This window comes from Paraburkholderia flava (assembly GCF_004359985.1).
GTDB lineage: Bacteria > Pseudomonadota > Gammaproteobacteria > Burkholderiales > Burkholderiaceae > Paraburkholderia > Paraburkholderia flava.
Genome location: NZ_SMRO01000003.1, coordinates 1050359 through 1072462, shown reverse-complemented (window position 1 = coordinate 1072462; position 22104 = coordinate 1050359). Strand labels below are relative to the sequence as shown.

Genomic DNA, 22104 nt, shown 5'->3' with positions numbered 1-22104 from the left:
CCGCGGCAGCGGCTCGCGCGAAGGAGACTGATGGGCTGACGCGGCGCGAAGCCGCATGTACACATACTATCCGCCATGCACACCTCGCAGTGCAGCGTACCGGACCGATGCCGCGACGGCGCAGAAGGTTCCGGTGAACCGCTAATTGGCCAACCCGATCATGCAAAACCGATAGCCCTATTCCGGTATCGATTCACTATGATTTTTTGCTAGCTTCAAACAATCAGGTTTTATCAAAAAATATTGTAATTCGACAGGACGGTCAATATGATTTTTATCGAGAATCCCAATCCGCCATAACCGGTTCGCAGCGATGCCGGATGGCATGTCGCCGTCATGCAGCACTGCGCGCGCCGGCCGCGCGTCTTTTACAAGGCGAGGTCCCATGAACCAGATTCACGCGATGCGCGTCTTCGTCAGCGTCGCCGAAACGGAAAGCTTTCGCCGCGCCGCCCAGCAACTCGACGTATCGAATGCGCTCGTCACGCGCTCGATCGCGATGCTCGAAGCCCATCTCCATACGCGGCTCATCCATCGCACGACCCGCAACCTGTCGCTGACCGAGGCCGGCGTGCGCTACCTCGAAGGGTGCCGGGAACTGCTCGAGGAACTCGATCATCTGGAGCGCGCGGTCGTCGATACCGAGCGCGAGGTCGGCGGCACGCTGCGCGTCGTCGCGGCGGGCATGCTGTCGCCCGCGTCGCTGTCGCTGCTCGTCGACGGTTTCCAGCGACATCATCCGCACGTGCGGGTGCGGCTCACGCTCGCGGAACGGCCGGTCGATCTGCAGGAAGACGGCTACGACGTCGGTATCGTCACGGGGGCCGCGTTGCCGGGCAAGGATCTCGTCGAGCATCCGCTGGGTTCGAATCCGCTCGTCGTGTGCGCGGCGCCCGCTTATCTTGCGGAACGCGGCGCGCCGCGCTCGCCGTTCGAGTTTCCGCAGCACGCGTGGGTCGCGCTGCCGCCTGCGCAGCGCAGTCCGACGTGGCATTTCGCAGGCGCCGACGGCCGTCCGCATCCGGTCACGCTGCGGCCCACGTACACGGTGAACAGTCTGCTGATGGTGCGGCTCGCCGCGCTGTCGGGCATGGGCCTCGCGATCCTGCCCGCGCGGCTCGTCGCGCACGACATCGAAACCGGCACGCTCGTGCGCGTGATGCCCGAACAGATCGTCGACGATCCGGAGGCGCGGGTGTCGGTCGTCTATCCGGCGCGCCGCTTCCTCGCCGCGAAGACGCAATCGTTCATCGATCACGTGTCCGGGTCGTTCGAGCGCGAAGTGTCGTTGCCGCAGGGACTCATCGAAGTCGTCGCATCGATACCGGCTAATGCGGCGCAGACGACGCTGCGGGTCGTGCCACAGGTGTAAGTACGTGACGCGTCAGCTGCCCGCTTCGGCGACGCCGGGCCGCAGCGCGGTGCGCGCATCGTCGGCTGCGCCGCACACTTCATGCAGCAGCATCGCCTCGCGTTCATGCACTTCGACCGGCAGCCAGCGCGCGCCCGCTTCAGCAAGATAGCGCGCGCGATGCTGGCCGTTGCGAAACGCGACCACGCCTTCATGCTCGAGCCGAAGCCAGCCGAATAAACCCGGCGTCCGGCGCCGCGTCACGGTCACGTACGGCATCTCAGGGACACGTTCGTTGTCCGGATCGAGAAACTCGCGGATACCGCGCACCTTGCCCGCGTGCCATGCGTTGACCGGTTGCAGCACGTAGTCGGTATCGTCGCGATCGGCGCAGACGAGCAGCTTGCGCAGATCGACGAGCACGACCTGATGACGCGTTCCGTCGGCCACGAAGACGCGCTTGAGCCGCACGTGATCGTACGGCGTGTGACCGGGTAGCGGAACGGTCCAGACCGTTTCGGTGGCGGGCGGCACATCGCCGGCGGCGGTCGATGAAAGAGAGGCAGGCATGCGATAAGTGGGGCGGGCCAGCCCGTTAAAAAAGCGCCTAAGCTAAGAGGGGATTATGAAACTGCCATGACAGCAGGACCAGCGCTACGTGCAGCTTCGTTCGGGCGATTCTCGTCGCATAGCATTTTGCGATGCGTTGTGCGCATGTACTCGCGAAGGCATCGGTTCGAGGGGAAATCAATATGATCACCGAAACATTCGGCGAACACGTGCGGATCGAAACCGTTGAAGCCGTCGATGCGGTCGCGACGATCGTGCTCGATCGTCCGGCGCGTCGTAACGCAGTCGACCGTCCGACCGCCGACGCACTCGCCGCCGCGTTTCGCCGTTTCGATACGAACCCCGCGTGGCACGTTGCCGTGCTGTACGGTGCGGGCGGCACGTTCTGCGCGGGTGCGGACCTGACCGCGCTCGCCGACGACACGCGCCGCAACGAACTGCATGCCGACGGCAGCGGCCCCGGTCCGATGGGCCCGACCCGCATGACGCTCGACAAACCAGTGATCGCGGCGATTGCCGGCTATGCGGTGGCGGGTGGTCTCGAACTCGCGGCGCTGTGCGATCTGCGCGTGGTCGAGGACGACGCGGTGCTCGGCGTGTTCTGCCGACGCGTCGGGATTCCGCTGATCGACGGCGGCACGATCCGGTTGCCGCGCCTGATCGGGTTGTCGCGCGCGCTCGATCTGATCCTGACCGGCCGCCCGATCGACGCGCAGGAAGCGCTCGCGTTCGGACTCGCGAACCGGGTCGTGCCGCGTGGCGCAGCGCGTGCTGCCGCCGAGCGGCTCGCGGCGGAACTGGCTGCGTTGCCTCAAGCAGCGCTGCGTGCCGACCGTCGCTCCGCGCTAGACAACAGTCCACTCGACGATCTCGCCGACGCGCTGCGTCGCGAAGGTGCCAGCGGTTACGACGCGGTGTTCGCGGAAGGGGTGGCGGGTGCCGCGCGGTTTGCGGGCGGCGCGGGGCGGCATGGCGATGCAGTCGAGCCGCCCGCTTCATCTGGCTGAGTGAATCCGGACAGGGGCTAAGGTCACGTGTCACTCAACCAGGCCGCAGAAAAACAACGCACTACACAACATCCCGACACGTCCCCGTTTTCAGCACCACCGCGCCGTTTTGGCTTAGGTACAATCCCCTACTGCTTTACCCTGGCCGCACCGCGACACTCCCGCCGCGCGTCTGCCGCCCGAAACACGCGCCGCGCTTCCGATCCGCCCACCATGCCCTTGCCTCTCCTTGCCCTCGCCATTGCCGCGTTTGGGATCGGTACCACCGAGTTCGTCATCATGGGCTTGCTGCCCGACGTGGCACGCGACCTGTCCGTCTCGATTCCCGCCGCCGGCATGCTCGTGTCGGCCTACGCGCTCGGCGTGACGATCGGTGCGCCGATCGTCGCGATCGCGGTCGCGAACATGCCGCGCAAGAAAGCACTGCTGAGTTTGATCGGCGTGTTCATCGTCGGCAATCTGCTGTGCGCGGTGGCGCCGGGCTATGCCGTCCTGATGGCCGCGCGGATCGTCACCGCGTTCTGCCACGGCGCGTTCTTCGGGATCGGCTCGGTGGTCGCGGCCGGGCTCGTCGCACCGAACCGACGTGCGCAGGCCATCGCGCTGATGTTCACCGGCCTCACGCTCGCGAACGTGCTCGGCGTACCGCTCGGCACCGCGCTCGGCCAGGCGGTCGGCTGGCGCGCGACGTTCTGGGCCGTCACCGTGATCGGCGTGCTGGCTGCCGCTGCGCTCGCCGCGTGTCTGCCCGCGCGGATCGAGATGCAGAAGGCGAGCCTCGTGCGCGAATTCAGCGTGTTGAAGAATCCGCAGGTGCTGATGGTGCTCGGTATCAGCGTGCTCGCGTCGGCCAGTCTGTTCTCGACCTTCACGTACATCACGCCGATTCTCGAAGACGTCACCGGCTTCACGCCGCATGCGGTCACGCTGGTGCTGCTGCTGTTCGGGCTGGGGCTGACCGTCGGCAGCACGCTTGGCGGCAAGCTCGCGGACTGGCGGTTGATGCCATCGTTGATCGCATTCCTGTGCGCGATCTGCGCGATCCTCATGGTGTTCTCGGTGACGATGCATGCGCCCATCGCCGCGATGGCGACGATCTTCGTGTGGGGTGTCCTCGCGTTCGCGATCGTGCCGCCGCTGCAGATGCTGATCGTCGACCGCGCGAGCCACGCGCCGAATCTCGCGTCGACGTTGAATCAAGGCGCGTTCAACCTGGGCAATGCGACAGGCGCATGGCTCGGCGGGATGGCGATCGGCGCGGGCATTCCGCTCGCGTCGCTGCCGTGGGTCGGTGTGACGACCGCGGTCGGGGCGGTGCTGCTGACGGTGTTCTCGGTGTCGATCGAGCGACGGGCGCAGCGGGTGCCTGTGGCGGGCCAGGCGGGTTGAGACTGCGGTTGCACGCGCGGCTTGCCGTACGGCTCGCCGTACGCTCGACGCGTGCGCCCGACATCCCCCCGGTGTAGCATTCGGCCCGATGAAAGTCGTCTTCACTCGCGATTTCCTCGCACTGATCCTGAGCGTCGCCGTCGTCGGACTCGGCAGCGGCGCGACCCTTCCGCTCACCGCGCTCGCGTTGACGCAAGCTGGCTACGGCACCGACGTCGTCGGATTGCTGACCGCCGCGCAGGCAGGCGGCGGCCTGCTCGTCGTGCCGATCGCCGGCTGGGTCGCTGCGCGTTTTGGCGGCCGTCAGACGATCGCCGGCGCGGTGCTCGTCGTCGCCGTCGCGACTGCCGCGATGCAGCTCACGTCGAACCTGTTCGTATGGGCGGCGCTGCGCATCGCGTGCGGCGCGGCATTGATGCTGCTGTTCACGATCGGCGAAGCATGGGTCAACCAGCTCGCCGACGATGCGACGCGCGGCCGCGTCGTCGCGATCTACGCGACCACCTTCACGCTGTTCCAGATGTCGGGCCCGGTGCTGGTGAGCCAGATCGCCGGCTTCAACAGCGGACGCTTCCTGCTGTGCGGCGCAATCTTCCTGCTCGCGCTGCCGACGCTCGCGACCATCCGCGCCGCGCCGCACATCGAAAGCGAACAGGAACACGACACCTGGCGCCACGTGCTGCCGCGAATGCCGGCGATCGTCGTCGGGACGATGTTCTTCGCACTGTTCGACACGATCGCGCTGTCGCTGCTGCCGCTCTACGCGATGGCGCACGGGATCGAGACCGAGGTCGCGGTGCTGTTCGCATCCGCACTACTGCTCGGCGATACGACGATGCAGTTTCCGATCGGCTGGCTTGCGGACCGACTTGGTCGCGAGCGCGTGCACCTCGGCTGCGCGGCCGTCGTTATCGTGTTGCTGCCGCTACTGCCGTGGGCCGTGTCGTCGCCGTGGCTGTGCTGGCCGCTGCTGTTTGTGCTCGGCGCGGCGGCTGGGGCGATCTATACGCTGTCGCTGGTCGCGTGCGGCGAGCGCTTTCGCGGTGCCGCGCTGGTCTCGGCTAGTTCGCTGGCAGGGGCGTCGTGGAGCGCGGCGAGCTTCGGCGGGCCGCTTATTGCCGGTGCGTTGATGAAGGGTGTCGGCAACGAGGCGCTGATCGTGTTGCTGCTGGTGTGTGCGCTTGCGTTTGGGGCTGCGGTGTTGTGGGAGCGTCGGCGTGGTGTGCAAGCGTTGTCGTGAGTCTCGCATTGCCCGATCAGCGGTACAGCGCATATCGGTCGCACCGATCCGCCTCACGCGAATCGACGCGACCGGTCAGGCACCACGCCCCACTCACCGCAGCGCAGGCAGAATCTCCCCCACGCACGGCCCGAACCCCACGCGATACCCCTCGCCCTGACACCATCCGGCGATCGTCAGTTCATCACCGTCCTCGATGAACGTCCGCGTGCCGCCGCCGTCGAGCACAAGCGGACGCTGGCCGTTCCACGTCAGTTCGAGCAGGCTGCCGGATGAATCGGCGGTCGGTCCGCTGATCGTCCCCGAACCCATCAGATCGCCGACGCGCGTGTTGCACCCGGACACCGTGTGATGCGCGAGCTGCTGCGCCATCGTCCAGTACATGTGGCGAAAATTCGTGCGCGAGATCGTCGTGCCCGTATGCGCATGCGACGGCCGCAACCGCACTTCAAGCTCGATATCGAATGCATGCGCGCCGTCGTGCCGCAAATACGCGAGCGGTTGCGGCTCCTGTACAGGCTGCGCGACGCGGAACGGTTCCAGCGCATCGAGCGTGACGATCCACGGCGAGATCGTGGTCGCGAAGGTCTTCGAGTTAAACGGACCGAGCGGCACGTATTCCCATTGCTGGATGTCGCGCGCGCTCCAGTCGTTCAGTAACACCATCCCGAAGATGTGCGACTCCGCGTCCTCGCACGCGATCGGTTCGCCGAGCGCACTACCGCTGCCGATGATGAAACCCGTCTCCAGTTCGATGTCGAGCTTGCGACACGCACCGAACACCGGACGCTCCGCATCGGGCAGCTTCAGTTGCCCGTTCGGCCGCCGCACCGGCGTGCCGCTCGCGACCACCGACGACGCGCGTCCGTTGTAGCCGATCGGCATCTCCGACCAGTTCGGCAGCAACGCGTTCTTCGGATCGCGGAACATCGAACCGACGTTCGTCGCGTGTTCCTTCGACGAATAGAAATCCGTATAGCCGGAAATCCGCACCGGCAGATGCAGCGTCGCATCCGCGGCATTGATAAGCGCGCGTTCGCGCAGCGCAGCATCGTCGCGCAGCGTCGCGGTGTGTTGATCGAGCAGGTTGCCGAGTTGAACGCGCACGCTGCGCCATGCTTCGCGGCCCAACGAGATGAACGCGTTCAACGCGTCGTCACGCAACGCGGCGGCCAGACCACGCGACGCGTCACCGCCCAGCGTAAGTAACCCCGCCTGCTCAAGCACCGACAGATCCACAATACGATCGCCAATCGCGACACCGACACGCGGTATCGCATCGCGCGAATCGCTAAAGATGCCGAACGGCAGATTCTGGATCGGGAAATCGCAGGAAGGATCGTTAGCCGTATCGAGCCAGCTTCTGCGCGACGGATCGAGCGTCGCGTGCAAATCATGCGTAGTGTTCATCGACGCTCCGGGTCGAAATGTTTGCGAATGCCCTGCCAGCATTCGAAGTAATCCGCCTGCAGTTGCGCGGTTTCGAGCGCGAAGCGCGTCGGGCGGATCAGCGTGCGCGTTTCGAACATGAACGCCATCGTGTCGCCCACTTTGTGCGGCTTCGACGTATCGCTGTGCGACGCTTTCTCGAACGTGTCCGCGTCCGGGCCGTGACCCGACATGCAGTTGTGCAGACTCGCGCCACCGGGCACGAAGCCCTCGGCCTTCGCGTCGTACGCGCCGTGCACGAGGCCCATGAATTCGCTCGCGACGTTCCGGTGAAACCACGGCGGACGGAAGGTATCTTCGGCCGCGAGCCAGCGCGGCGGGAAGATCACGAAGTCGAGCGTATCGACGCCGGGCGTATCGCTCGGCGAATGCAGCACGAGAAAAATCGACGGATCGGGATGGTCATAGCTGATCGAGCCGATCGTGTTGAAGCGGCGCAGGTCGTACTGATACGGCGCGTAGTTCCCATGCCACGCAACCACGTCGAGCGGCGAATGACCGATGTCCGCGCGCCACAGCTGGCCGTTCAGTTTCGCGACGAGTTCGAAGTCGCCCTCGCGGTCTTCGTAGGCCGCATGCGGCGTGAGAAAGTCGCGCGGGTTCGCGAGGCCGTTCGAGCCGATCGGTCCGAGATCGGGCAATCGCAGCAGCGCGCCGAAGTTCTCGCAGACATAGCCGCGCGCCGCGCCGTCGGGCAGCGTCACCGCGAAGCGCACGCCGCGGGAGATCACCGCAATCTCGAACGGTCCGACGTCGAGCCGGCCCAGTTCGGTCGCGATATGCAGACGTCCTTCCTGCGGCACGATCAGCAGTTCGCCGTCGGCGCTGTAGAAGAAGCGGTCCTGCATCGAGCGGTTCGCCGCGTACAGATGGATCGCGCAGCCGTTCATCGATTCGGCCGAACCGTTGCCGGCCATCGTCACCCAGCCGTCGATGAAATCGGTCGGCTCGGTAGGCATCGGCAGCGGGTCCCAGCGTAGCTGGTTCGGCGGCGTCGGCGGCACATCTTGAGAATTCGCATGAAAATTCGCGACCAGCGCATGCGACGGCAGCGGCGTGAACGGCTTGTGCATCGCGGCGGGCCGGATGCGGTACAACCACGACCGGCGATTGTGGCTGCGCGGCGCAGTGAACGCGGTGCCCGACAGTTGCTCCGCGTACAGTCCGTACGCCACACGCTGCGGCGAATTGCGGCCCTCGGGCAACGCGCCCGGTAACGCTTCGGTCGCGAACTCATTCGCGAAACCGGATTGCCAGACCGTGTTCGTGTGCCCGTTCGTATCGTCAGTCATTCGATTCTCCGTGAAGGCTTAGGCGGCGCCCGCGACGGTGCCGTCGCGTTGCCGTGTCGCGCCGGCAAGCGCGATCACGAGCAACGCCGAACCCAGCACCGGCAGCGCAGCCGCATGAAACAGCGACGCGTTCGACCAGTTCAGCGCAATCAACTGGCCGCCGACCAGCGGTCCGATCACCGAGCCGATCCGCCCAATACCGAGACTCCACCCAATGCCGGTGGAACGCAACGTTGTCGGGTAATAGTGCCCTGCCAGCGCGTTGACCGCGGGCTGTCCGCCGACGACGCAGAAGCCGCCCGCGAACACCGCGACCAGCAGCCAGGGCAACGCATGCGCAACCACGCCGATCGCGCCGACGAACACCGCCGCGCACGCAAAGCAGACGAACAGCACGCGCACGAAACCGAAGCGTTCGATGAACCAGCCGAGCAGCAATGTGCCGATCACGCCGCCGGTCTGCAGCACGGTGCCGACGATCACGGCAGTCGACGGTGTGTAGCCTGCGTCGCGCATCACGGTCGGTAGCCAGTTCGACAGGAAGTACAGATCGATCAGGTTCATGAAGCTGATCGCCCACAGGATCAGCGTGACCGGCGTGCGGCCTGCGCGGAACAGCTCGGCGACTGGCGCGCCGTCGGCGGCTTTCTCGCGGACGGTCGCGCGCGTGTGCGCGTCGATCGGCAGGCTCGGATCGAACTTCGCGAGCCAGCGCAGCGCACGCGCCTGATGCCCCTTCAGCACGAGAAACTGCAGCGACTCGGGCAGTGCGACGAACATCACGCACGCGAGCACGAGCGGCACCGCACCGCCGACCCAGAACACCGCGCGCCAGCCGAACGTCGGAATCAGCGCCGCGCTGACGAACCCGCCCAACGCCGCGCCGACCGTGAAACCGCACGACACCAGCATCATCCGCTTCACGCGATGCGCGGGGGTCGAGAACTCGCCGACCAGCGCCATCGCGTTCGGCATGATGCAGCCGAGGCCAAGCCCGGCGATAAAGCGCAACGCGATCAGCGCAGGAATCGTCGATACGAGCGGCGTCACGATCATCGCGGCCGCGAAGAACAGCGTCGTACCAATCAGCACGGGCCGCCGGCCGATCCGGTCGGCCAGCACCGACAACGCGAGCGCGCCGATCAGCATGCCGAACAGGCTCGCGCTGAACACCGGACCGAGCGCCGCTTTCGGCACATGCCATTCGGCGATCACGCTCGGCGCGACGTAACCCATCGACTGCGCGTCGAAGCCGTCGATCACGAGACACAGCCCGCACAGCACGAGCAGCATCCACTGGAAAGCCGGGTGGTGGGTATCGGCGAGCACGCGCTCGACTTCGATCACGTTGGTGGACTGGGGGTTGGTATTCATTGCGGGGTCTCCCTTATCGATGGCCGACGGCTGTCGGAGCGTGCGCATTCTGTGGCGCATCCGGATGCGGTCCCGGCGCGCACATGGCTACGCCTATGTCTTCCAGTTTTTACGTATAGTAAAACTAATTACGATTAGTGAAAATCATGTAAACCCTGGCTCGGCGGATCCGAACGTATCTGTGCGCGCCGAACGTTTCTGCACGCGCCGCGCGCCATGCCGCGCCCAATATCGTTATGACCATTTAGTGCATTCGCGTGGTACACGGACTGCTAACATCGTTAAATGAGTGCGGCATGCCGCCGCAGACCGACAAAAACACGACCCGACGCCCTGCCTGTCCATGATTGCCCCGACCATCCCCGATCTCATCGCACGCGCCGCCAGCCGTCCGTTTCTCGCCGAGCACCTGGCGCTCGGCACGGGCGAGCACAGCGGCATCGCGATGGCGCGCTTCAACGGCTTCCAGCTGGGGAGCACGTACGAGCCGATCTTCGACATCAGCGTGCATGCGTATGGGCAGTCGCTCGGCACGGCGCCGGAGCACGCGGACCGTTTCGGCGACGAACTCGGCTTTCAGGCGGTGACCGAGCGGATCGACGGCGAGCCGTTCGATCCGCAGGACCCGTTCGAGCGGATCGAGGACGACACGCAACTGGTCGCGCTCGACCGGATGTCGCGCGCGCTGCACTCGATCAACTTCTTCGGCGCGCAGCGTCACGGACTATTGTTCCTGCGGGTGCACGAACGGCTGCTGAAGAGCGTGCGGTACGACCACGGCCAGCACTTCTCGGCGGTGCTCGTGTCGTTCGGACTGACACCGTCGCGTATCGTGATCGAACTGCCGTCGGCCGCGGTCGCGCATCGCACGTTCCTCGGCTATCTGACGAAGAGCTACCAGCACTATGGGTTCAAGGTCGCCGGCAACCTGCAGAACGCCGGACAGATCCTGTCCGTGTCCGACATGGCGCGGCTCGATTTCATCAAGATGGATGCGGGCGCGGCGCTGCGCGATGCGATGGTGAAGCCGCTGGTCGGTTACGCGAACCGGCTGCGCATTCCGCTGATCTTCGATCGCGTCACCGACGAAGCGCAGTTCGATCTGCTGCAGCAATACGACGTGCGTTTCGTGCAGGGTCCGCTGTTCGCGACGCACGATCATCCGCGCGCGGCCTGAGTCTTAGTCTGGGTCTTATGTAGATACCGTCAGCCGGTGTCGCCGAGCCGGCGCGCGAGCGCTTTCAACCGGGGCGCCACGCTGTCGCGAAACACCTCCTCTCCCATCGACGAAGCCGGCCCGCTGCAACTGAGCACGAGCCAGCGGCCGTCGCGTGTCTCGCGAAACGGCACCGCGACCGCGTTCACGTCGTCGTGCCACGCGCGAAACGAAAAACAGCAGCGCGCGTCGGCGAATGCGTCGATCTCGCGCTGCGCGTCCGCGACTAACGCAGCACCGCCGCGCCCGGCTGCTTTCTTCAGTTCGGCGAGCAATGCGGCGCGCACATCGGCGGGCTGCACGGCGAGGTACGCGCGGCCCATCGAACTCGTCAGCATCGACAGCTTCGAACCCGATGCAAGGCCGAGCGTCAACGCGGTCTCGCTGCGGATCGTCTCCAGATAGATCATGTCGAGCCCATCGCGGCAACCGAGCGACACCGCCGCGCCGACCTCGCGCGCGAAGGTGCGCAGATGCGGCCGCGCGAGTTCGAGCGTGTCGGTGCCCGACAGCAACGCGAAGCCCAGCGACAGCACGCCCGCATCGAGCGCGTACTTGCCAAGCGTCTCGTCGAAACGCAGATAGCCGAGTACCGTCAGCGTGTACGCGAGTCGATTGACAGTCGCCTTCGGCAAGCCCGTCCGCTCGACGAAATCGCGATTGCCGAGCATCGTTTCGCCCGGCTTGAACGCACGCAGCAGATCGAGCCCGCGTGCGAGCGCGACGACGAACTTGCGCTCGTCGATGGAAACGGCAGGGGTGGAGTTGGGCGTCATCGGGTGATACACTCGTCGCAGATTTGCAAAACATTGTTCCGCATAGCGGAACCGCAGTCAAGCACTTGAGTGAAGTACGAACCAGGCAAAATCCGGGCTGTGCCGACCGCGCGTCTGCTCATCTCGACGCCGCTCTCACCACCCCCACATTCAGGAAAAGTCAGGAAGGAGACTCGCATCATGGCCGACGCCGCGCAATTTCACTGGGAAGATCCGCTGTTGCTCGACCAGCAACTGACCGAAGAAGAACGCATGGTGCGCGACGCCGCGTACGCGTACTCGCAGGACAAGCTCGCGCCGCGCGTGCTCGACGCGTTCCGTCACGAGAAGACCGACGCCGGCATCTTCCGCGAGATGGGCGAACTCGGGCTGCTCGGCCCGACCATTCCGGAACAGTACGGCGGCCCCGGCCTCAACTACGTGAGCTACGGGCTGATCGCGCGCGAAGTGGAGCGGATCGACTCCGGCTACCGCTCGATGATGTCGGTGCAGTCGTCGCTCGTGATGGTGCCGATCTACGAATTCGGCTCCGATGCGCAGAAGCAGAAGTATCTGCCGAAGCTCGCCACCGGCGAGTGGATCGGATGCTTCGGGCTGACCGAGCCGAACCACGGCTCGGATCCGGGCAGCATGGTCACGCGCGCGAAGAAAGTCGACGGCGGCTATTCGATGTCGGGCTCGAAGATGTGGATCACCAATTCGCCGATCGCCGACGTGTTCGTCGTGTGGGCGAAACTCGAAGAGAACGGCAAGGACGCGATCCGCGGCTTCATTCTCGAGAAGGGCTGGAAGGGTCTGTCGGCGCCGGCCATTCACGGCAAGGTCGGGCTGCGCTCGTCGATCACGGGCGAAATCGTGCTCGACGAAGTGTTCGTGCCGGAAGAAAACCTGATGCCGAACGTCAGCGGCCTGCGCGGTCCGTTCACGTGCCTGAATTCGGCGCGCTACGGCATCGCGTGGGGCGCGCTCGGCGCGGCGGAATCGTGCTGGCACACCGCGCGGCAATACGTGCTGGACCGCAAGCAGTTCGGCCGGCCGCTCGCCGCGAACCAGCTGATCCAGAAAAAGCTCGCCGACATGCAGACCGAAATCACGCTCGGCCTGCAAGGCGTGCTACGCCTCGGCCGGATGAAGGACGAAGGCACGGCCGCCGTCGAAATCACGTCGATCATGAAACGCAATTCGTGCGGCAAGGCGCTCGACATCGCGCGGCTCGCACGCGACATGCTCGGCGGCAACGGCATTTCGGACGAGTTCGGCATCGCGCGTCACCTCGTGAACCTCGAGGTCGTCAACACGTATGAAGGCACGCACGACATCCACGCGCTGATTCTCGGGCGTGCGCAGACGGGGATTCAGGCGTTTTTCTGAGCCTGAGTCTTAGAAACAAAAACCCCCGCGTTCTTCGCAGAACGCGGGGGTTTTTTCATACGATGGCTGCTTACTTGTTCGGCTGCGGCGTGAGACGCAGGTACGGACGCAGTGCCTTGTAGCCCTTCGGGAACCGTTGCTTGATTTCGTCCTCGTCCTTCACCGACGGCACGATGACCACGTCGTCGCCATCCTTCCAGTTGCCGGGCGTCGCGACCTTGTAGTTGTCGGTGAGCTGCAGCGAATCGATCACGCGCAGCACTTCGTCGAAGTTACGGCCCGTGCTGGCCGGATACGTGATGGTCAGGCGCACCTTCTTCTTCGGATCGATCACGAACAGCGAGCGCACGGTGAGCGTTTCGTTCGCGTTCGGGTGGATCATGTCGTACAGCTGCGACACCTTGCGATCGCCGTCCGCGAGGATCGGGAAGCCGACGCTCGCCGCCTGCGTCTCGTTAATGTCCTTGATCCACTCGTTGTGCGACGACGCGGTGTCGACCGACAGCGCGATCGTCTTCACGTTGCGTTTTTCGAACTCGCTCGCGAGCTTCGCGGTCAGGCCGAGTTCGGTCGTGCAGACCGGCGTGAAGTCGGCGGGGTGCGAGAACAGGACGCCCCAGCTGTCGCCGAGCCATTCGTGAAAGCGGATAGTGCCGAGGCTCGAATCCTGTTCGAAATCCGGTGCGATGTCGCCGAGACGCAAACTCATGGTGCAGCTCCTTGAAGTGATCGGGTGAACTCGCGGCCAGCGGCCGCTCGAGTCGCAAGGAATTAAAGGATACGGGAAGCCGGGGCATCGCTGAACAAACATCGCGTCAGAACTTTATGAGTTTTTGTAATTTTCACCTTGTGCGGGGAAACTTTTACGGGACAGATCTCGTCCATTCAATGCACACTGTGTGCCCCGCTGTACACCTGTTTCGCGGCTGCTGCCGCCACTGAACGCCGGGTGCAACGCGAGCCTCTGTGCGGCTTCGCGGCAACCGGGCCGGTCTCGACGGGAACGGTTCATGCGTGCGTCTGGTTTCGGTGCGCCGGCCAACGCACTCGCCAGCGGACGTTTCTTTCGTTACGATTCACGCGTGGCGTGATACAGGGAGCAGTCAATGTCGGAAGTCAACAAGGAGAGATTGATGTCGGATATCAAAACCGTCCTCGCGGACGCTGAAGACCTGCTGAAGCAGGCCGCGAGCGCAACGGGCGAGCGCGCATCGGAACTGCGCGAAACCGCGCTGTCGCGCCTGAAGCAGGCCAAGGAAAAGGCCGCCGACGTCCAGGTGGTCGTCGTCGAGAAGGGCAAGAAGGCCGCGCGCGCAACGGACGATTACGTTCACGAGCATCCGTGGGCGTCGATCGGCATCGCGGCGGGTGTCGGTGTGCTGGTTGGGCTGCTGATCAACCGGAAGTAAGCGTACACAAGCGGACTGCGCGGACCTGGCCTGCACGGCCGAGTCCCGCGCAACGCAGCGGTGTGATCGGACACGAGGCCGATGACATCGACATGCCGACCTGCCGGCCGATTTTCCGGTCGACTTCTTTGTGATGCATGTTGTTATGCATCCGCACGCACAACGCGCTGAGGCCATGACGAACGATACCCATTCGCGCGCGGACCACGGGCCCCTGCGCCGCATCCTCGGCTCCGTGTTCGCCATTCTCCAGACCCGGCTCGAGCTGATCGGCATCGAGTTGAGCGAAGAGAAGGACCGCCTGCTCGCCGTGCTGTTTCTCGGACTCGCCGCGATGATGCTCGCGACGATGGCGTTGATCGCGCTGACCGCGCTCGTCGCGATCGCGTTCTGGGACACCTACCGCTGGCAGGCGCTCGCCGGCATCACGCTGGTCTACGGGCTCGCCGCGCTGTTCTGCGGACTGCGCGCGCGCAGCGGATTGCGCAATGCGCCGATCGTGTTCGAAGCGACGCTGAAGGAATTCGAGAAGGACCGCGATATTTTCCGCAAGCCTTGATAGAGCGCTCGTGGACCTGGAGCTTCGGTCCGCTTCTTCGTTTCACCACTTTCGTCATCACGCCGCCCCGATCATGAGCCAACCGGACACAACATTTCGCAGCAAGCGCCCTTACGAGAAGGAACTGAGCGCGCCGCATCTGCGCGCGCTGCGCAAGGAGTTGCTGATCGTCCGCGCGGATGTCGAGCGGATGGAACTCGCGCAGGCTTCGCTCGAACTGCGTCAGGCCGTCACGCATTTCAGCTGGCTCAAGTTTCTGCTGCCGGGTTTCGGCGGCGTGCGCTCGGGCTTCGGTCGCGGCATGAACGCAGGCATCGGCGCGCTGCTCAAGCAGTATCCGTTCGCCAGTTCGATTGCGTCGGTCCTGCTCGCGAAGCCGTTGCGCGCGACCGTCGTCGCGGGCGCGAAGCCGCTGCTCAAGTGGGGCGGTCTCGCATTCGCCGCGTGGGAAGCGTATCGCATCTGGCAACAGATGAAGGACGATCGCGACGGGGAATCGGCTTCGAAGTAACCGCGCGTCTGTTTTGCGCGTGGCTCGGTGCGTATGCTCTGCGTTCAACGCCTGTTCCAGCATTCGTCGGTGGCATCCGCCGCTATCTCTCCTGCCCCGCCTCCTCCACGATTTGTCCGCGCGCCGGTCGCATCGAGCACGAACGTGCCGCACGCATCGTCGCTCATCGGTCCCTGGTCCACGGGCGTCGCCTGAATCGCGTAGCCGCCGTTAGTCGCATCGGCAGGTAGCACACTCAATCGATACATTGCTGTTCCGGATTCCGGTGCGCGATCGAGACCCGGCGGCAATGTGCGCTGTGTGTCGGCGTTCGCATTCCCTGATTCGACGAACTGCGCGGCCCGATAGAGCGCCGTCGCGGCATCGATGCGATGCGCCCGCGCGATGTGATGGCGATACGCGGGTATCGCGAAGACCGCGAGCGTCGCGGCAATCGCGAGCGCGATGACGAGTTCGAGCAAGGTGAACGCGGTGATCCGTCGGGTCATGGAGCGCTCGCTGTTGTTCAGAAGGGTCGTGCGACGACCTGTCGCCAGTGACGCTCGACCTGATCCCCATCGACAACCAGTTCGACCTGCAGCCAGATCTGCGAAGCCTGCGTCGCGCCGAAGCCGCGCGCGGTGATCAGCCATGCGCGTGTGTCCGGACGCGCCGCCAGCAGCCATCCTTCGACGAGACATTGCGGCGGCCGCAATGCGCCCGGCCACTGCGCGAACGGCGTCAGCGCGGCTGTGCCAAACGTCGCAGCACGCTGCCAGCCGACGGGCTCCTGCGCGACGTCCGGCAACGCCGGCGCGGTGCCGTCGAGCGCCATCCGCGCGCATTGCGTCAATGCGGCATCGGCAGCATGAAACGCCTGCAACGCGTTCTGCGTATTCGACGCGGCGCGCGCGGCGGCGATCGACATCTCGAACCATGCCGCCGACGTCGCGAGCATCATCGCGGACAGCAAGAGCACGACCGGCAGCGCGACGCCATGCTGTCGCTTGCTCATCCGGATCATCGTCCGCTCCCTTCCTGATTGCGGATCGCGACGCGTCGCCAGAATGCCTGCCTTGCACGCGTATCGGCTGGCATCACCATCGCATCGTCGCAATCGATGTAGCGCATGCGCCGGCCAAGCGGTGCACCGTGCACCAGCACGCACAGATCGACGGCAACGACCTGCGGCCACTGGCTTCGCGCGATCGCGGATGCATCGAGCGCGCCCTGTGCGCCCGACAACCAGTAATGGATGCGCAGACGCTCGATGCCCTCCACCAGCGGTTGCGCAAACCCGGCGTGACCACTCCCTTCGCAATACAGTTCGGGCTCGCCGGTCGTACTGCCTGTCTTGATGTAGAAGCTGTTAAAGATCGACGCATGCGGCGCGTCGTCGCTACCGTCGACGTCGCTGTCTACACCTTGCCCGAGACAGTCGGTCGCGCGGCCATCGGCAGACATCCACGTCGAAACGGTATCGCCGACGTAGCGCACGCGTAGTCCGTCCGAATGCGTCGCAAGCGACTCGCACCTTAGCTGATCGTCGTCACCGACCGCTCTTGCGCCGGAGCATCCAAAGACTCCTGCGATCGCTTCGCCGGGCGGCAACTGCGCGGGCGTGAAACCCGCCATGCGCACCTGCGCGGCAAGCAGCGACAACGCGGCGATGCCGGAGTCGTGGATGCGCGCAGCGTCGGCGGCCTGCACGAACGCAGCACGCTGCGAGCGATACAGCGACACGGCGCCGGCCACCACAACGAGACCCAGCGTTACCGCGATCATCAATTCGATCAGCGTATGTCCGCGCGAAACACGTATCGATCGGGTCATCGCGCAAACGCCATCACGACACAATGCATGCCGACGGGCGCCGCGATGCCGCCGCATGACTCCGGCACATCGACCGCACTGCCGCTCACATGCGACTCAGGCAGCGCATGCCACAACACCTGCACGACCGACGCACCGCCGCCCAGGTGACGCACCGATGCGTCACCCTGCGGCAGCAGCATCGCCGCAAGCGAGCGCCAGCGCATCGATGCCGCATCGCCGGTCGAGTCACTGCGCGCGATCTCCGTCAATGCATCCGACACAAGCACGGCCTGCTCGCGCGTCGCCGACGCGTGCGCTTCACGCGCGGTCCACAACTGCGCGGCGATCAGACCAAGTGCCGTCGTAGCCATCAACGAAACGGCGAGCATGACCTCGATCAACGCATTGCCCGCTACACGATTAACCAAAGCTCGCCGCGTCACGATGGCGCTCCGCAAGCACCATCGGCGATCCGCGCGCGTCCGCCCGACGCGATCCGGATGCACCGTCGCCACGCGTTGCCGCGCATCGTCTGCGAAGCCGCGTGCGGCGCGAACTCGAAGCTGCGAAAACCACCGATCGCGAGGCCCGCCGGCGGCGTGAACGTGAGATTCGTGAGAAGACCAGTCACGTTAATCGCCGCGAGACCGGGCTGCATGCGCAATAGCGCGGGCGGCGCCGTGCTGCCCTCATCGGCCATCACCGCCCAGCCGCACGACCAGTCCGTCGCGCCGCTGCCGCATGCGCTACCCACCGCAAGGCAATGACGCAACGTATCGATACGGCACACGGTCACGCGCACGCCACGACGCAGCGCTTCGCTGCGTGCATAGCTCAATGTGGCGACCATCGATTGCGCTCGCGCGTCGACCTGATCGCGCACGCGCCACGCGATAAACGAAGGCACCGCGAACAGCGCCAGCGTCGCAATCAACGCGACGACCACAAGCGTTTCAACGAGCGTGAATCCGCGGCATGTACGACGAGGTAACGGGAATGAAGCAGACACCATCGCGCATCTCCTGACTGGATCGGAACACAGTCAATCTATCGATGCGCGCAGCGCGGAACAATCAGCCGAACGGCCAGGTGGCGGACGCACGCCGCCCTGTGCAAACCTGCACATGAACAGCGAAAACGGGGAAGAGAAATGAACGGGCCAAACAAAACGGGCGCAACGAACGTGCGCCCGCACAGCAAAACTTCAGCGTTTGCGCGAAGGCTTCACGGGCGCAGGCGGCGAACTCGCGCGACGGAATTCCTCGATCACGTCCTCGAATTCGGAGACGTCCTCGAAACGCCGGTACACCGACGCGAAGCGCACGTACGCGATCGTGTCGAGCGCGCGCAGCTCGTTCATCACGAGCTCGCCGAGACGTTCGCTGCGCACTTCACGCTCGCCGCTACCGAGCAGTTGATATTCGATGCGGGCAACCGCCGCATCGATCGCGTCCGCTGCGACTGGCCGCTTTCTCAACGCAAGCTGCATGCTCGCGACGATCTTGCGGCGGTCGAATTCGGTGCGGGTGCCATCCTTCTTGACGACCGACGGCAACGCCAGCTCGACCCGCTCGTACGTCGTAAAACGTTTGTCGCAGGCCGCGCAACGACGGCGCCGGCGGATCGTCGCACCATCTTCGGACACACGCGAATCTACAACCTGCGTGTCGTCATGCCGGCAGAAGGGGCAGTGCATGGCAGCTTAGCGGTAGACCGGGAAACGCTTCGTCAGCTCGGCGACCTGCGCGCGCACGCGATCGATCGTCGCCGTGTCTTCCGGGTTCTCGAGCACGTCGGCGATCAGGTTGCCGACCTGCTCGGCTTCCTTCGTACCGAAACCGCGCGTCGTCATCGCCGGCGAGCCGAGGCGCACGCCGCTCGTAACGAACGGCTTTTCCGGATCGTTCGGAATCGCGTTCTTGTTCACGGTGATGTGCGCGGCGCCGAGCACGGCTTCCGCTGCCTTGCCGGTGATCTGCTTCGCGCGCAGATCGACCAGCATCACGTGGCTTTCGGTGCGACCCGACACGATGCGCAGGCCGCGCTTCACCAGCGTTTCGGCGAGCACGCGCGCATTGTCGACCACCTTCTGCTGATACGTCTTGAATTCCGGCGACAGCGCTTCCTTGAACGCGACGGCCTTCGCGGCGATCACGTGCATCAGCGGACCGCCCTGGATGCCGGGGAAGATCGCCGAATTGATCTGCTTCTCGTACTCGGCCTTCATCAGGATCACGCCGCCGCGCGGACCGCGCAGGCTCTTGTGCGTGGTGGTCGTGACGAAATCCGAATGCGGCACCGGGTTCGGATAGACGCCCGCTGCGATCAGGCCGGCGTAGTGCGCCATGTCGACCATCAGATACGCGCCGACCGACTTCGCGATCTTCGACAGGCGTTCGAAGTCGATGCGCAGCGCGAACGCCGACGCGCCCGCGACGATCATCTTCGGCTTGTGTTCTTCGGCGAGTTTTTGTGCGGCGTCGTAGTCGATATCTTCCGCTTCGTTCAGGCCGTAGCTGACCACGTTGAACCACTTGCCCGACATGTTGACGGGCGAGCCGTGCGTCAAGTGACCGCCGTGCGCGAGGCTCATGCCCATGATCGTGTCGCCCGGCTTGAGCATCGCGAAGAACACGCCCTGGTTCGCCTGCGAACCGGAATTCGGCTGCACGTTCGCGGCTTCGGCGCCGAACAGCTGCTTTACGCGATCGATCGCAAGCTGCTCGACGATGTCGACGTACTCGCAGCCGCCGTAGTAGCGCTTGCCCGGATAGCCTTCTGCGTACTTGTTCGTGAGTTGCGAACCCTGCGCGGCCATCACGGCCGGGCTCGTGTAGTTCTCCGACGCGATCAGTTCGATGTGCTCTTCCTGACGGCGGTTTTCCTGTTCGATCGCGTTGAAGATTTCGGGATCGACGCTGGCGATAGTGCTTTCGGCTCTGTCAAACATACGGGTTCCGTTAAGTGTGTTCAGGTTGACCGGATCGTGCGCCGGCTCATGCTTCGAGTGGTGCACAAAGCGCGCAGCGGGCACGCGGTGCTGCTGGCGGCTGGGCCAGCCTTGACATGGCGGATGAAGGAAGGCCGCACACGCGAGGCAGGACAGCCACCGGCGGCACCGAAAAAACGGCGCGCGGATCACGGCTGCCCAGGCGAACGGCAAAACGGCACCCTGCGCTTCACGGTGGGTCGTTCCACCTTGAACCCGAAGGGTTCTATCGCCAGTCACGCAGGGATTGAGCGCGTTAGTGTATGGGAACGGCCCTGAATAGGCAACCGGGACCGGCACCGGTCCGTATCCGCCACAGCCCCGCCCCACGGCGCCTGCGCGCCGTCCGGATGCGCGAATCCACCTTGCCGCAACGCGGCATTGGAAGTAGGCTTGTGCCCTTCCTTTTCACCGACCATGGAGCAGCAATGATCGTGTTCGTCACCGGGGCGTCCGCAGGGTTCGGCGCCGCCATCGCAAGAGCGTTCGTCAACGGCGGTCACAGCGTCGTCGCCACCGCGCGCCGCAAGGATCGTCTCGACGCGCTCGCCGCCGAACTCGGCGACCGTCTGCTGCCGTTCGAACTCGACGTGCGCGACCGCGCCGCAGTGGAAGCGCTGCCGGGCTCGCTGCCGGCCGATTTCGCCGCCGTCGACGTGCTGGTCAACAACGCGGGCCTCGCGCTCGGCCTCGAACCCGCGCAGCGCGCCGTGCTGGACGACTGGCAGACGATGATCGACACCAACTGCACCGGGCTCGTACAGGTCACCCGCGCGCTGTTGCCGGGGATGGTCGAGCGCAATCGAGGGCACGTGTTCAACCTCGGTTCCGCGGCGGCCAACTGGCCGTATGCGGGCGGCAACGTGTACGGCGCGACCAAGGCGTTCGTGCGCCAGTTCAGCCTGAACCTGCGCGCGGATCTGTCCGGCACGTCGGTGCGCGTCACCGACGTCGAGCCGGGCCTGTGCGGCGGCACCGAGTTTTCAAACGTGCGTTTCCGCGGCGACGACCAGAAGGCAGCGGGCGTCTATCAGAACGTGCAGCCGCTCACTGCCGAAGACATCGCCGATTCGATCTACTGGATCGCCACGCGTCCCGCGCACGTGAACATCAACACGATCGAACTGATGCCGGTCGCGCAGTCGTTCGCGGGGCTGTCGGTGCATCGCGGGTAAAAAGTCGCGCTGCATATCGTTGACTCGGCGTTGCCGGAAAAGCTACAAATCGTGAGGCCGTGGTCCGATCCGGTAAAATGCGCGGCATGAATATGTCCAGCAGCCAGCCCGGCACGGAAATAGGCTTCACGTGGCCGATCCGGGTGTACTACGAAGACACCGATACCGGCGGTATCGTGTTCTACGCGAATTATCTGAAGTTTTTCGAGCGGGCTCGCACCGAATGGTTGCGCGCGTGCGGCGTCGACCAGCAACGGCTCGCCGACGAAACGGGCACGATGTTCATCGTGCGCAGCACCGCGCTCGACTATCGGGCGCCCGCACGGCTCGACGACCTCATCATGGTGATCAGCCGGATCGAACGGCTCGGCCGCGCGTCCGTCGATTTCATCCAGGAGGCGTGGCGCGACGGTACCCTGCTCGCCACCGGTAGCATCAAGGTCGGCTGCGTCGAGCGCAGCGCGTTCAAGGCCACCGCCATTCCTCCACCGGTACTCGCGGCGTTGCGTCGCGGTCCGGTTACGACCGGCGTGTCAACGGCAAGCAACTGAATCCCGTTGATACGTCGCCAGTGAACTCGCAACGATCAAAGCCACACCAAGCATGGTTCGGCGAAGGATATGCCGAAGCTT

At 64.9% G+C, this 22104-nt stretch carries 24 protein-coding genes and 1 riboswitch; of the genes, 11 read left to right on the top strand and 13 right to left on the bottom strand.

Going from position 1 to position 22104, the window contains the following annotated elements:
- Nucleotides 1-385 precede the first annotated feature (385 nt).
- Entirely contained in the window at nt 386-1372 is a 987-nt protein-coding gene (locus E1748_RS27350) for a LysR family transcriptional regulator (protein ID WP_133650367.1), read from the top strand.
- Nucleotides 1373-1384: 12 nt separating this feature from the next.
- Here E1748_RS27350 and E1748_RS27345 read toward each other — a convergent pair whose 3' ends face one another.
- Nucleotides 1385-1921: a plasmid fertility inhibition factor family protein gene (locus tag E1748_RS27345; RefSeq protein WP_166653639.1), complete on the bottom strand. Its 537-nt coding sequence runs from the start codon at nt 1919-1921 to the stop codon at nt 1385-1387.
- A 182-nt stretch (nt 1922-2103) separates the two neighbouring features.
- Here E1748_RS27345 and E1748_RS27340 point away from each other — a divergent pair, with 182 nt between their 5' ends.
- The 3 genes from E1748_RS27340 to E1748_RS27330 all read left to right on the top strand — a co-directional run bounded on the left by E1748_RS27340 (nt 2104) and on the right by E1748_RS27330 (nt 5557).
- The gene (locus E1748_RS27340; RefSeq protein ID WP_133650366.1) at nt 2104-2928 is read left to right on the top strand and encodes a crotonase/enoyl-CoA hydratase family protein; all 825 of its coding nucleotides are present in this window, start codon (nt 2104-2106) and stop codon (nt 2926-2928) included.
- A 213-nt stretch (nt 2929-3141) separates the two neighbouring features.
- Entirely contained in the window at nt 3142-4317 is a 1176-nt protein-coding gene (locus E1748_RS27335) for an MFS transporter (RefSeq protein WP_133650365.1), read from the top strand.
- An 88-nt stretch (nt 4318-4405) separates the two neighbouring features.
- Nucleotides 4406-5557 carry an MFS transporter gene (locus E1748_RS27330; protein WP_133650364.1) on the top strand — a complete coding sequence of 384 codons (1152 nt, stop codon included), beginning with the start codon at nt 4406-4408 and terminating at the stop codon, nt 5555-5557.
- Nucleotides 5558-5650: 93 nt separating this feature from the next.
- On the opposite strand, the gene fahA is transcribed toward E1748_RS27330, so the two are convergent.
- Genes fahA through E1748_RS27315 form a run of 3 tightly spaced genes read right to left on the bottom strand, consistent with a single transcriptional unit; the run spans nt 5651 to nt 9672 of the window.
- On the bottom strand, nt 5651-6967 hold the full coding sequence (gene fahA / locus E1748_RS27325) for a fumarylacetoacetase (protein WP_166653638.1): 1317 nt from the start codon (nt 6965-6967) through the stop codon (nt 5651-5653).
- On the bottom strand, nt 6964-8298 hold the full coding sequence (gene hmgA / locus E1748_RS27320) for a homogentisate 1,2-dioxygenase (RefSeq protein ID WP_133650362.1): 1335 nt from the start codon (nt 8296-8298) through the stop codon (nt 6964-6966). Before hmgA ends, fahA begins: the two co-directional genes overlap by 4 nt.
- An 18-nt stretch (nt 8299-8316) precedes the next feature.
- Entirely contained in the window at nt 8317-9672 is a 1356-nt protein-coding gene (locus tag E1748_RS27315) for an MFS transporter (RefSeq protein ID WP_133650361.1), read from the bottom strand.
- Nucleotides 9673-10015: 343 nt separating this feature from the next.
- On the opposite strand from E1748_RS27315, the gene E1748_RS27310 reads away from it, so the two are divergent.
- On the top strand, nt 10016-10849 hold the full coding sequence (locus tag E1748_RS27310) for an EAL domain-containing protein (RefSeq protein WP_133650360.1): 834 nt from the start codon (nt 10016-10018) through the stop codon (nt 10847-10849).
- 29 nt (nt 10850-10878) lie between these two features.
- Here E1748_RS27310 and E1748_RS27305 read toward each other — a convergent pair whose 3' ends face one another.
- Nucleotides 10879-11664, bottom strand: coding sequence for an IclR family transcriptional regulator (locus tag E1748_RS27305; protein WP_133650359.1), 786 nt, complete (start codon nt 11662-11664; stop codon nt 10879-10881).
- A 180-nt stretch (nt 11665-11844) separates the two neighbouring features.
- On the opposite strand from E1748_RS27305, the gene E1748_RS27300 reads away from it, so the two are divergent.
- Nucleotides 11845-13035, top strand: a complete 1191-nt coding sequence (locus tag E1748_RS27300) for an acyl-CoA dehydrogenase (protein WP_133650358.1) — start codon at nt 11845-11847, stop codon at nt 13033-13035.
- Nucleotides 13036-13105: 70 nt separating this feature from the next.
- Here the strand turns inward: E1748_RS27300 and E1748_RS27295 are convergent, their stop codons facing one another.
- Nucleotides 13106-13744, bottom strand: a complete 639-nt coding sequence (locus tag E1748_RS27295) for a peroxiredoxin (protein WP_133650357.1) — start codon at nt 13742-13744, stop codon at nt 13106-13108.
- A gap of 397 nt (nt 13745-14141) precedes the next feature.
- On the opposite strand from E1748_RS27295, the gene E1748_RS27290 reads away from it, so the two are divergent.
- The 3 genes from E1748_RS27290 to E1748_RS27280 all read left to right on the top strand — a co-directional run bounded on the left by E1748_RS27290 (nt 14142) and on the right by E1748_RS27280 (nt 15514).
- Nucleotides 14142-14444, top strand: coding sequence for an ElaB/YgaM/YqjD family protein (locus E1748_RS27290; protein ID WP_007584918.1), 303 nt, complete (start codon nt 14142-14144; stop codon nt 14442-14444).
- 175 nt (nt 14445-14619) lie between these two features.
- A complete protein-coding gene (locus tag E1748_RS27285; RefSeq protein WP_133650356.1) occupies nt 14620-15003 on the top strand; it encodes a phage holin family protein in 384 nt (127 codons plus the stop codon).
- A 73-nt stretch (nt 15004-15076) separates the two neighbouring features.
- The gene (locus tag E1748_RS27280; protein ID WP_133650355.1) at nt 15077-15514 is read left to right on the top strand and encodes a DUF3318 domain-containing protein; all 438 of its coding nucleotides are present in this window, start codon (nt 15077-15079) and stop codon (nt 15512-15514) included.
- Nucleotides 15515-15558: 44 nt separating this feature from the next.
- Here the strand turns inward: E1748_RS27280 and E1748_RS27275 are convergent, their stop codons facing one another.
- The 7 genes from E1748_RS27275 to glyA form a co-directional block, all read right to left on the bottom strand.
- Nucleotides 15559-16002 (bottom strand): type IV pilin protein, encoded by a 444-nt coding sequence (locus E1748_RS27275; protein WP_133650354.1) that lies wholly within the window; start codon nt 16000-16002, stop codon nt 15559-15561.
- 17 nt (nt 16003-16019) lie between these two features.
- On the bottom strand, nt 16020-16508 hold the full coding sequence (locus E1748_RS27270; protein ID WP_240766815.1) for a pilus assembly PilX family protein: 489 nt from the start codon (nt 16506-16508) through the stop codon (nt 16020-16022).
- A 5-nt stretch (nt 16509-16513) separates the two neighbouring features.
- Nucleotides 16514-17326 (bottom strand): PilW family protein, encoded by an 813-nt coding sequence (locus tag E1748_RS27265; protein WP_133650353.1) that lies wholly within the window; start codon nt 17324-17326, stop codon nt 16514-16516.
- Complete coding sequence (locus E1748_RS27260) at nt 17323-17751, bottom strand: type IV pilus modification PilV family protein (RefSeq protein ID WP_240766814.1); 429 nt, start codon at nt 17749-17751, stop codon at nt 17323-17325. The genes E1748_RS27265 and E1748_RS27260 overlap by 4 nt, the downstream gene beginning before the upstream one ends.
- The gene (locus E1748_RS27255; RefSeq protein ID WP_133650352.1) at nt 17748-18320 is read right to left on the bottom strand and encodes a GspH/FimT family pseudopilin; all 573 of its coding nucleotides are present in this window, start codon (nt 18318-18320) and stop codon (nt 17748-17750) included. The genes E1748_RS27260 and E1748_RS27255 overlap by 4 nt, the downstream gene beginning before the upstream one ends.
- A 192-nt stretch (nt 18321-18512) precedes the next feature.
- Entirely contained in the window at nt 18513-19004 is a 492-nt protein-coding gene (nrdR, locus tag E1748_RS27250; protein ID WP_133650351.1) for a transcriptional regulator NrdR, read from the bottom strand.
- Nucleotides 19005-19010: 6 nt separating this feature from the next.
- Nucleotides 19011-20258: a serine hydroxymethyltransferase gene (gene glyA / locus E1748_RS27245; protein WP_133650350.1), complete on the bottom strand. Its 1248-nt coding sequence runs from the start codon at nt 20256-20258 to the stop codon at nt 19011-19013.
- Nucleotides 20259-20447: 189 nt separating this feature from the next.
- Nucleotides 20448-20547, bottom strand: a riboswitch (ZMP/ZTP riboswitch).
- Between the two features lie 178 nt (nt 20548-20725).
- Here glyA and ydfG point away from each other — a divergent pair.
- Both ydfG and ybgC read left to right on the top strand, forming a co-directional pair.
- On the top strand, nt 20726-21472 hold the full coding sequence (ydfG, locus tag E1748_RS27235) for a bifunctional NADP-dependent 3-hydroxy acid dehydrogenase/3-hydroxypropionate dehydrogenase YdfG (RefSeq protein WP_133650349.1): 747 nt from the start codon (nt 20726-20728) through the stop codon (nt 21470-21472).
- Between the two features lie 77 nt (nt 21473-21549).
- Nucleotides 21550-22023 (top strand): tol-pal system-associated acyl-CoA thioesterase, encoded by a 474-nt coding sequence (gene ybgC / locus E1748_RS27230; RefSeq protein ID WP_133650348.1) that lies wholly within the window; start codon nt 21550-21552, stop codon nt 22021-22023.
- Nucleotides 22024-22104: the final 81 nt, after the last annotated feature.